Source organism: Roseibium sp. RKSG952 (assembly GCF_009711355.1).
Window position 1 is genome coordinate 1 of record NZ_SMMF01000812.1, and the last position, 11,597, is coordinate 11,597.

At 54.4% G+C, this 11,597-nt stretch carries 4 protein-coding genes; all 4 read right to left on the bottom strand.

All coding sequences use genetic code 11. The features are described from left to right. Window positions 1-166: 166 nt before the first annotated feature. On the bottom strand, window positions 167-1,414 hold the full coding sequence (locus tag E1297_RS08035; RefSeq protein ID WP_244327684.1) for an ATP-grasp domain-containing protein: 1,248 nt from the start codon (window positions 1,412-1,414) through the stop codon (window positions 167-169). 156 nt (window positions 1,415-1,570) lie between these two features. Further along, window positions 1,571-2,557 (bottom strand): hypothetical protein, encoded by a 987-nt coding sequence (locus E1297_RS08040; protein WP_155136301.1) that lies wholly within the window; start codon window positions 2,555-2,557, stop codon window positions 1,571-1,573. A 33-nt stretch (window positions 2,558-2,590) separates the two neighbouring features. Continuing rightward, complete coding sequence (locus E1297_RS08045; RefSeq protein ID WP_196223243.1) at window positions 2,591-10,987, bottom strand: non-ribosomal peptide synthetase; 8,397 nt, start codon at window positions 10,985-10,987, stop codon at window positions 2,591-2,593. 389 nt (window positions 10,988-11,376) lie between these two features. Further along, window positions 11,377-11,597, bottom strand: a 221-nt coding sequence (locus E1297_RS49765; RefSeq protein ID WP_209015698.1) for a hypothetical protein, incomplete at its 5' end; no start/stop codon positions are given.

The window sequence follows — 11,597 nt, forward strand, 5'->3', positions numbered from 1 at the left end:
GCACTTCTCTCCCAGATTGTCGCGCTATAAGCGAAAAATCTCGATGTTTGCAATCCGAGCCGCGGATAAATGCAATTCGCAACACGTATTGATTAAACTGTAACACTGATTTTTGCGCTATTTGCCTATCGGCATTACCTACCGGGTTTCCGCAATTGCAATATATCTATCCCACGTCGAACAAGCCCTCTTCCTCGAGTCCGCGTATATACAAACTATCTCTTTCCAGCTCGGCACTGGATCTGCTCGTCATGAAGACATATCCGGGACAAGTGTATTGATCGGTGGTCGGCACAAGCTCATCATCCTTTTTCCGAAACATGTTCGTGCCGCAAACGGATTTGATCTGACTGAGCTTTTCTAGATGGCGGTCCGAGCGGATCGTACCATGCTGATTTGAAATCAGGCACAGTACTTTCGCGCAGTTTTGCCTTGAATACACCTTGCCGCCAAACGCTCGCAAAAACTGTTCCGGCTGCAAATGTGCCATCAAGGTCAAGTCAACCTGACTATAGCCGACCGAGTTCCGCAGGCATTCGGGCGAGAAGTTGATGCCCATCGGGCGGGAGGCGATCTCGACAACAGCAGCTCCCTCTGGCGTCAGCATTATTTCGCTGTGGGACGGCCCGACCAGTACCCCAACTGCGTCCAGCATCCTGCATGTATAGTCGCGAAGCGGCTCCACCGCGCTGTCATCCTCAGGCACAAGATTGAAATCATCCCTGATGGCAGTGCTGCGCCCCTCCTGGATCCACTTGTATTTCCAGATATCACTTATGTAATGCTTCCCTCGTGCACTGACACCATTAACAATGAACTCATCGCCGCGAAGGTACTCCTGCAACACCAGCTGCGCCTGCCCCACGCCGAAGATATTGGGTTGGCCGACGATCCGGGCATGGGCATGTTCAATGTCCCGAGCCGATGTGCAGATAAAGACATTGTTGTTCGCGGTTCCAAGACTGGGCTTTGCAATGACCGGCCACGTACCCGCATCTGCTTGCCAATTCAAGGCGTCTGCGAGTTGGCTGGTCTTTTTCTGGGCCGCTGTCTTTAGGCCCGCCCTTGAGATTGCAGCGACCATTTCATACTTGTCCAGCCGCGACAGACTGAGCTCCGGATCATTTCCAGGCAAGCCAAGTCTCCGGCAGATTTCATCCAGGAGCGGAATTGCGGCATCAAGACCGGCTTCGGCCGCTACGATATTGTAGGGTTCGAGCTTCGCCATCACCGCAGAGAGATCAGTGCTACCGTCCAGCCGAAGGGTTACATCATAGCCCGCAAGATCTAGCGGATAGCCACCTCCATGGTCATAGGCGTGAAGGTGGATCGACCGCACACCATGGGCCGCGAACGATGCCCTGTATTGGCTAGCGGTCGAAAACCCGTCGATGACCAAAAGATATGGCGTCATGGTCAATTCAGCCTCCTGAAACGGCCGCCGCTGGAAATAAACCGCCCGAAACTTGAATTGTCCGCCTCACCCGCATGCATGCGCAGCCCTTGGACCGGAGGCTCGCGCCATCAGGCATCCAGCTACCGGACTGCGGCCTACAGGGACTTTGGCGGATCACTTAAGCCGCCTCACCATGGGCTCATCGAACCGCAAGCAATCGGGCACAAAAGGAGCCACCAGGCTGCCAACATAGGCTTCCAGTCTGTCCTTGTTGTTTGAGGCTGCGAGTTCGTAGAAGTTTCCGCTGTTCCAGACCATGTAGATCGTTTCGAAGTGGTACGAGATACCCTCCACGAGCTCTTCAAGGGTTACCTGGCATGCCTCCATGGTCCTCAGGAAATCCTCTTTTTTCGCGGCGATCATCTGATCGGTGAAATATCGCGACTTGAAATATTTGTCCTTGGCGTGCTCCCGGTCCATGTAGTGGCGGTGATCTGCCTGCATGAGCTTCTCAGTGAAGAAAAACAGGCCATCCTCCTTCAAGAGCGGACACATATAACCAACGTACTCTTTCCGCTTCTTGCTAAAGAACTGAAAGGTTGTGTTTTCATGAATGAAGTCAAAGCCGTTTTGAAATTCCGACAATTCGGGCCTGGATGCAATATATGCTGGCGTAATATCGGCAAATAAACCAAGGTTGAACTTGGAATAATTGTGACTGCACAGGCTGTGAAAATTCGTGGCGTTGCTCGGATTGGGTGAGTCGGTCAGCGTTCTTATTTTTCCTCGGGTAAATTCTGCCAGCGTGCGTGCATTTGGGCCATCTGCAGAGCAGCTTTCGTAAAATGTGCCGAACAATGCCGGGCCATGGGAGAATTTTTCGTTGAATTGCGCGAGCGCAACCCCCATCCGGCACTGTTCCTCGAGCATATACGGAACACTTGCTATATAGTGCTTGTACATTGCACCCAGGTTCTTCTGGAACAGGTTGTGGTACTTATTCAGAGTGTCTGATTGATCCAAAAAACGCTGATCTGCCAAGACCTTTTTAAGCGGCACCTGTTTTTGACCCGAGGAAACGGCCTCGAAATGTTCAAGCAGAGACGTTACCCGCGGCCCGCGGCAACACTCTTCATGAATCTCAGTTGATTCGCTTTGCATGAGACCTTTCCTCAGTCTCCGAACCGGTCGGTTTCAGCCATCTTCCATTATGGCGCGAGCAACCGCAGTCACGTCGTCATGACTGTTCACCCAATCGGTATGTGTTGAAATCATATCCCTGATTTTAATATTATCGGAAATAACTACTGATCTTAAGTAATTGTCTTCAGTTTCGCTTATATAATGACTTCTCAAGTCAATTACAGTGCGTCTTTTATTACAGCTCATTGATTTTGCGATATCATCATTGTCAAAATCATCAAGCTTACGCGCTTTGAACAATATTATCTCGGCGTCAGTGATCAGCGGAATGTTTGACCTATTGTAATCATACAGGATTTTTTCAATGTCGGATTGGTCAATATCGGACTGTATCTTCTTCATCTCCGCTAAAGCCGTTTGCAACTCGAACTGTGTGTCCACCAGAACGAGCTTTTCTATCCCTTCACCATATTCCCGGATTTGTGTTGCAGCTTCCAAGGCAAGATACCCGCCAAAGCTCCAGCCGAAGAAACGGTACGGACCCGACGGCTGGATCCGCTTGATAAGCGCAACATACTGGGCGGCGAGGACTTCAAGGGTCATTGGCCCGTCTGACCAATACGGATCCAAATTTAGCAGGTAGAAATAAAAGTTGTTTAGTAGAATTGAACCGGTTGTGCCTAGCTGCGGAGCCAGATTGTTGATGTGGCTTTCCGATCCGCCGTGCCTTGGCGGAAAGATGAACACCGGGTTGCCCCCCCCTGCAGATGTCTTTCCAAACCTCACGAATGGACTGTAATCAGGAAAATCACTGAATGACGGGATCATTTCACCTGCCCGGACCTGCGAGAGGCAGTAGGCGATGATTTCCTCAAAGGCCATCCGGTATGATTTTGTCAATTCCGTAGCAACCCGCAAGGATTCCGGTGTCTCAAGGACCAGATCGAGCCCGTCGGGACCAATCCTGCAGGAAATCGTCATCCCGCCTTCATTGCGTCTTGTCTCATCAATCAAGGCGTTGGCGTCCAGATCGCTGTCCGCACTTTCGGAGTTGCATTCGACCAGCACCAACCGGACATAGTTTTCAAGGTTACAAAGCGGAACGAGACCAAGGCTCTCAAGCGGGGACGAGTTCAAATATTCCTTGTTCAGACAAATAGCTATTCCCATGTCTTCAGCGGAAAACAGCGAAATTGCCCTGCAAACCCGAAAATTGCCCGCTACCCGTGTGAATGCCGCTTTATTCCCGGTGAAACTGCGGCCATCGCACTCTAAGACTATGGTGTTCAGCGGTTTGCCGGTGTGGGTTTCAAGGGCCCGGGCAAGTGCCGCTGCAACGAGATCGATCGTATTGGTTCCAAAGGCCAGATTTGCTTCGACCAGTCTCTCGGTCGTTTCCGAAGCGATAGTCACGGATTGGGTTCCAGCATAGTCCGTGACCTCGGCTGTGGCACACAGAAACTCGTAAGTCGCATCAAGATGCGACTTCACGAGGTCCGGGGTGTTTGTAGAATTTGCCAAGGCGTTGTTGGTGTCTTTTGCCCACTCGCTGAAAGCAGCTTTGCTGGGGATCAGATTTTCAACACAAAAAAGCGTCCTCATATCGCCCGCAAGAATGGTGAGGGACATCTTGTCGGAGAGGATCGCACTGGCGCGGAAGCACAGGAGGTCCATCTCGCCTTTAAAACCCGCCAGAACCAAAGCTCGCACGCATAGCCTGTCTGCCGCTTCACTGCGCCTGCGCCATTCCTCCAAAATGAAAGATCTTGCCTTGCTGTCCAATGCGTGAACGTCCCGATAGTACAGAAGATCAGCGTCCCATTCGCCGTGCACCGTCTGCGTCCGGGTTTCCAAATCAATCGAGGTTAATAGCAGTGCATGGCAAGCAGACAGCGTCTTCATTCGGGCTGCCACCCCCTTTTCCCCTCCCCTTGACAGTCCCTTCAGCAAACAGGAGGTTTCGTTGTATAGGCCTTCGCCGTTCAGACAAAAATACAACTGGTTCGGCGCTAAGGCGATTGTCCCTACGGCGTTTGTCTCCCGTTGCGCTGCCACTTTTGAAGCATATTGCGTTTCGGATAATACGCCGGCCAGTTTGCAGACGACAGGATTGTCGAAGACGTCTTTAATGCTGATGCGCTTGCCACTTGCCCGTTCCAGCATAGTCACCAGCTGGACCATTCGGGCCGAGTGTCCGCCGAGATCGAAAAAATTGCCATTGCGTCCAACTTGTTCCAGCCCCAGTAGTTCGCTGAAAGCACTGGCCACGATGCGTTCGTTTTCCGTCTCCGGCGGCTGGTACGCGAGCTGAACGCTCAGGTCTTCCGGTTGCGGCAACGCACTCCGGTCCACCTTGCCACGGGCGTCAAGCGGAAACTGGTCGATCACCAGGACCGCCTGTGGGATCATGTATCCGGGCAGGCGTTTGACAAGCCAGTCCCGAACCCCGAGAGGGTCTCGCGAATCCACTCTGTCCATCTCTACCGGGTTCCAGATCTTCGTTTGTGCCGGGTCGATCATGCCGCCCAGCAGCAAATAGAATTTTGGCATTTTGGCTGATGGCGGCGCAGGCAGGGCAAAAGCTTTACGAAACTGCTGCACACTGGTCCCGCCAACGGCGCACGTCCCTATCGCGCTTTCTACTCCGACTTGCGCCAGCCTGTAGGCAAGAAACCCTAGTCGGACAGCGACGGAAGAGGCATTTCCGCAGCCAGCGCCCGCTGCCTCCTGTATGAGGGCAACTGCAAAACCGGCTCGCTCAAGGATCGGCACGTTGATCGCAGAAACATCGCCCTCGCCAAGACCTTCTCCATGCGCAGGAACAAGACCACACTCCCCGTCGAAGCGGTAAACGCCGCCGGAAAGACCGGCAGCAGCGTCCGCCTTGACCCAAAGATAAGCAGCAATATTGCCTCCGGACCGCCCGAAGCAGGCCTCAACGCCTTTCGGGTCACACCGGGAGGCATTTGACGGTACGGCGGACAGATCAAGTTCGAACGTGGACAAGATAAGGTCCGTGCTGGCTGGCCCTAGCCCGAACACACCACGTAAGTCTTCCGGCAGGTACGACGCTTGCACGTCACCCGGTTGAACACAGGGAAACACCGTTTCAAGAGCTGCTGCAATACCGCCCGCTTCCAAAGCACAGGCTTCGGACGACCAAGCGCCGTAAAGCGGCTCAATCGCGGGAAGATGCCCGACAAGTACCAGCAAGGAAGACCGCACGGTGCCCGCAGCTGATGGCAGCTTTACCAAGGCATGATCAACCGGGTCGTAGACATAGCTCCCGGCCTCCAAGCCTAGTCTAGCCGCCAGCATTTTTTCCAGATGAACATAGGCCCGGACGGGATAAAGCCCGCCTGCAGAAGGATAGAGCCGCTTTGACAGAATGCTGCCATCAACCGGCATGGCCTGCAAGCATCCCAGCAGTGCTCCGAAATCGTCAAGGGTAGCCAATTGCCGTTTGGGACATGCAGCATCGTCAAGCGAGGACGCCAGCCATCGCTCCAGTCTATCCCGGTCAAGCGGCCCTCCTTCAAACTTTCGGTAACTCTGGCGCGCCAGAAAGGCCGCAGTGCGTTCCGAGCTGAAACCTTTTCCGGGCAAGACGACAGCAGGCTCCCTGTCGGATACAGCCCGGCCATGACCGGCAAGGGTAAAGGAAATGCGGCCTGCCTTGTCCGTTATGATCCCAACTTTGCCCGTGGTCGACGCATCAGAAGTGTTTTCAGGACCCTGCGCGATTAGCTTCTCTGCTCCTCCGGAGGTACTCCTTGGCCGGATGACATGGGCGACCAAACGCTTGTTTTCCCGCTCCCCAACCGCACTCACCAAAGCCGTTTCGATCTTCGGGTGGGTTTGGAGCACCGCCACGATCTCGCCCAGTTCAATCCTGTGGCCACTGATCTTGACCTGAAAATCGTCCCGGCCGAGGAATTCGATATCGCCTGACGGGAGGTATCTCCCGAGATCGCCGGTGTCATACAAACGCTCACCAGTTTCCGGATCAGTAATGAACTTCTCGGACGTTCTGTTTTCATCATTCAGGTAGCCATCAGCAAGGCCGTCACCAGAAATGTGGAGCCGTCCTGCAACACTAACTGGACACGGTCTCAGTTCGCGATCCAGAACATGGAATTTCTGGTTCGACATGGCCCGTCCATAAGGGATACTGGGCCATGCCGGGTCCACCGGCCCGACCGGATAGTAGATAGACCAGATCGCAGCCTCGGTTGCCCCCCCCAAGCTGAACACCTCGCAATTGGGCGCAACCTTTCGAATGAGTTCGGGAAGTGAAAGCGGTATCCAGTCTCCGGAAAGCAGGATCAGTCGCAAGTCCGGCAGGCTGTGCTGCACCGCCTCGACCATTGCCATCTCGGCCAACTGGGGCACAGAATTCCAGATTGTTACACCGTGCCGTTCTGCTGTCCGGGGCCATAGTATCGGGTTCTCACGGGACCCTGGTTCCGGCAGCACAACCGCCCCGCCCCCGCCCATAACCCCAAAGAGGTCAAACACCGAAAGGTCAAAGTTCAAATCTGATACCCACAACACCCGATCGTTTACCCCCAATGCGAAACGCACCATCATGTCGTTCAGCGTTGTTCGGGCGGCGAAATGACTGACAACCACTCCCTTGGGTTTTCCGGTCGTACCGGAGGTAAAGATTACATAGGCAGGAACAGATGGGGAAACCGGTGCCGCCGGTTTGAAGCGCCGTACCGCCCGACGGCCGATGGCTAGTCTTGAAAGATTGACACCGACCACGTTGCAGCCGCAGGCCCCTACAAGGTCGGCTGCGAGCTGTTCGTTGACACTGTCACAGACAACCACCCCCACTTTGGCCTCATTGAGGATCGCCGCAAGCCGGGCCACCGGCTGGTCCGGTGAGAGCGGCAAAAAGGCTGTACCCGCTTCAAGGATGGCAAGCGTGCATACGACCTGTTCCCACCCCTTGCGAGCAAGGATTGCCACCGGCCGCAATCCCGCATATATCTCACCCTCAAGCTCTTCCAATATATCGTTGGAGAGCACCAGGGCACGTCTGCACATTTCGCCAAAACTGAGGCTTCGCCCGCCATCCAGATCGCCGCCGCCCGTGAGGCCGAGCAACGCCGGACGCATTGGCGTTCTTTCGCAAGCGCGGAACACGCCATCCTGCAGCCACCCTTCCGGTTTGGGCAACTCCTCGCTGTTTGCCTTTTCGAACAGGTCGAGCTGGCTTTTCGGCAACCAGGGTGAAACAGGCGCGTCAAGGCACCTTTCATCCGCCGAGATGTCTTCCACGAGCTTCACGAATGTCTGAAACATGTCATTCAGCACTGCTTCAGGCGTCTTGCCGATTGGAGCATTCCACCGAATGGAAATGCCGTCCGGGTCTTCGTAGACGATACAGTCCAGAAGAACTTGCGGTGTCTGCGCGGAAAAGCATCGCGGGGTTACCCCATATTCGGGGTATCCGTTGAAAAAACGTGAGTCCGCCGCTACGCCCAGGGTGCTGGTGAACACCGCATGCGGCCCGGTTTCGCGGTTTCCGTTGCGGCCAAGAGCGCGCAGTACTTCAACACCGGAAAACTGGGCATGATCAAGGTCTCTGGCCAGCTGTTTCTGAATACGGCGACCGCGGTCTTTGAAACTTCCGCGTCGCATGTTTTCAGCTGCCAGCAAGCTTACCGTCGTAAAGTCTCCGACAACGGACCATATCTCGTCATCGACCGACTTGCGGTCCATCAAAGTGACATTAAGCAGAAAGTCGTCCATTGCCGACCAACGCGCCAATACTTCGCAGTAAGCGGTTGCAAGAACCACCGTTTCGGTCAGTCCGGCAGTCGAAGCCCGCTTCTGGAGCCTTCTCCAAGAGGATCCGGGCAGTATGTAGGAAAGACAGTAAAAGCGGGTGGGGCCAGACATACAGCCAGGCTTGTCGGCTGCAGGCAGGACAGGCGCTGGCGGCAAGTCCGGCAGCCGCTTCATCCAATAGTCCCGCGCCCTGCTATAAGCGCTGCTTTCCCGGCATTTCTCGCGCCACAGGACAACATCACGAAATGTCAACTCTGGGGTTGAAATCGCCTTGCAGGTTCCGAAGTAGAGCGCGAAGACCTGATCTAGGATGATTTCCAGGCTCACGGCGTCCGCGGCAAGAAGATCAAGGCCGAAAGCAAGACGCCAACCATTTCCAGGCATCCTTACAGCATTGAGTTCGAACAAAGGCCAACGGTCCGCCGGCAAAATACGGTGAGACCAGTTTTCCACCACCACGCTCCATGCTTCTTCGGCCGCGTGATGATGGAGGTTGGAATAGTCGGTGACCGGAATTTCGACTGCGGGCACTCTCTCAAGCACTTTCTGGCTAAGGTTCTCCAAAAACACCGTCCGCAGCGCTGGATGCGCTGAAACGACCTTGTTGAACGCCAATGCCAACCGCTGAACATCAAGGTCAGGGAAATCAAAGGCAGTAAATGCAAAACACGAAACATCGCCCACGCCCCCTGCTCCCTGACGGCCAATGTAATAGGCCTGTTGAACGTGTGAGAGCGAGAACGGTTCAGTCAGCGCTTCACCGGATTTTTCGAGCGGTATCGTATCATCTACGACGTCTTCACCGCGTTCCACCAAACTGGCTATCCCCGCAACCGTCGCTTCATTGAATATATCGCTGATACGAATAGTCTTTCCGGTACGGTCCCTGTATCTTTCCGCAATCTCGATGGCCGCAAGGGAATGACCGCCAAGATCAAAGAAACTGTCATTGCGATTTATCCCGACGGTTTTGAGAACCTCCTCAAAGAGCTCCGCGATCAGGCGTTCCACCACTCCCAAAGGGGGGGGCTGCTGAGCCTCCGGGCTTTCAATTTCCATGCCTGACAATAGACGGCGATCCACCTTGCCGGATGGCAACACAGGCAAGCGCAGCACTTCACCAAAGCGAGCCGGAACCATGTGCCGCGGCAATGTACGTGCGAGCTTGGCGCGCATCCGGTTTGTATTATCCGCATTTGGAGCGCGAGCCGCGAAACTATCGCAATCGTGGCGGTCAGCTCTTTGCTGACGGACAAAAAACGCTACCAGCCGAGTGTCGGCCTCCGCGCCGTCCCCGGACTGCTGCGCGACGACTGCAGCTTCGACGATCCCATCAAGCTTCAGGAGCGTAGCCTCGATTTCCCTCGGCTCGACCCGCATTCCCCGGATCTTGGTCTGATTGTCAATCCGGCCGAGGAACGCAAGCCTGCCGTCCTCTCTCCATTGCCCCAGGTCTCCCGTTCGGTAGAGCCGGGCACCGGCTTCACCGGAAAACGGGTCGGCAATGAAACAATCGTTCTTCGCGCTGGCATGCCCCAGGTAGCCTCGGGCGACCTGGGGGCCTCCAATAAGGATCTCTCCGGGAGTTCCGCACGGCACCTGATTGAGCAGGGCATCAACGATGTAGACGCGTGAATTGCGAGCGGGTACCCCAATATCCATGCCGGAGTTCTTGAGAAGACGGCCTGCGGTGGCGAAAATTGTGGCTTCGGTCGGCCCGTAACAATTGATGAGCTTCGCTCTGTCCGCAAACCTGCAGATGATATCTGGCGTGCAGACATCTCCGCCAACCCCGATCACGGCTACGTCCAGAACGGTTTCATCAAGCCGCGACAACAACGCGGGCGGCAGGAAGATGTTTGAAATGCCTTTGTCGGAAATCAGCTGTTCGAGATCTCTTGGAGAAGGATACCCCTTCCCTCCCAGGACCAGCGCCGACGCGGAGGCAAAAACCGGGATCCACTCGAAAATGGAGGCATCGAAGCCGATCGCGCAGCACGAAAGCGCGACTTGATCACGGCTGAATTCCCGGGCCTCGGCTGCCGCGTAGGCGCAGTTTGTCGCCCCTGCGTGGTTGACACCCACACCCTTGGGTTTGCCGGTAGACCCGGATGTATAGATTACATAAGCAAGATTTTGCGGTTGGACCGCCGGGGCAATGTACGGTTGATCTATAGCTGCAGTTTTGTTGCAACCAACAACCTGGGTCGTGGCATCATCCAAAATCAGCACACCGGTATCGGCTGTATCAAGCAGATGGAGCGTGCTTTGTTGCGCAATCACTAACTCTGCCCTTGAATCTCCGATCATGAAACCTAGCCGGTCCTTCGGATATTCCGGATCCAGCGGCAAATAGGCGCCTCCTGCCTTCAGAATGGCTAGGAACGAGATCAACAACTCGGCTGATCGCTCAAGGCAAACACCCACAATACTCTCCTGGCCCACGGCTCTGGCGGCTAAACGGCCAGCCAGCGTGTCCGACACTTCGTCCAGTTCGGAATACGAGAAAGTCCGCTTTCCATCGACGAGAGCAAGATTGTGCGGGCACCTTCGAACTGTTTGGCTAAAGAGCTGCACCAACGTGTGGCAACCCGAAAGCCCAAAGCCGTAGTCATCGACTATTGCAAATGCGTCTGCGCTTTCCTTCAAGGTGATCTTTACTCCAGGTGTATTTTGGGTGGCCAGGCAAGTGTCTTGGAGCCTCGACGCCGTGCACCATGGCAAATTTCACGCCCTGCTTGATCATTCGCCATTCTTACGCCAGACTTGTTTTTCGATCGCCCAATATAGTATTAAATAAATCCATGGCATTAATATTCACATTACTTATAAGTAAATATTCATATTTTATAGGTTTGTTGATTTAAATTCATAAAATAAATATAACGTCACATTGAATTTATTATTCATACATTTAAGCCGCATAAATAAAAAAGAACTCGCCATTTTATTGCGACACTCAAAACGCAACTAACCACAACTCCATTGAAATGGTGGTGCCTTGCTTTCGGTCGTATTACGAGTTTCTTGAAATCGCTTCACATACGGTGAATCGAAGCGCACTCTGCAACACAATGACCGGGAACCTGAACCCGCCGCCCAATCAGGAAGTCTACGCAGCGATCAAAAATCAGGCGCCGTTTCAGATATGTTCGTGCCATCGTCGCGATCTCGGCGACCAAGCCGTATTTGGCCCCTGAACAGTGAGCGTCCGGCGAACCCGACCTGTCGGTCATTTCCTCGCGGGTATACAAGTCAG

What these genes read in the sequence shown, in the direction of transcription:
- E1297_RS08035 (WP_244327684.1), bottom strand. Translation starts at nt 1,414, where the DNA reads ATGACGCCATATCTTTTGGTCATCGACGGGTTTTCGACCGCTAGCCAA.
- E1297_RS08040 (WP_155136301.1), bottom strand. Translation starts at nt 2,557, where the DNA reads ATGCAAAGCGAATCAACTGAGATTCATGAAGAGTGTTGCCGCGGGCCG.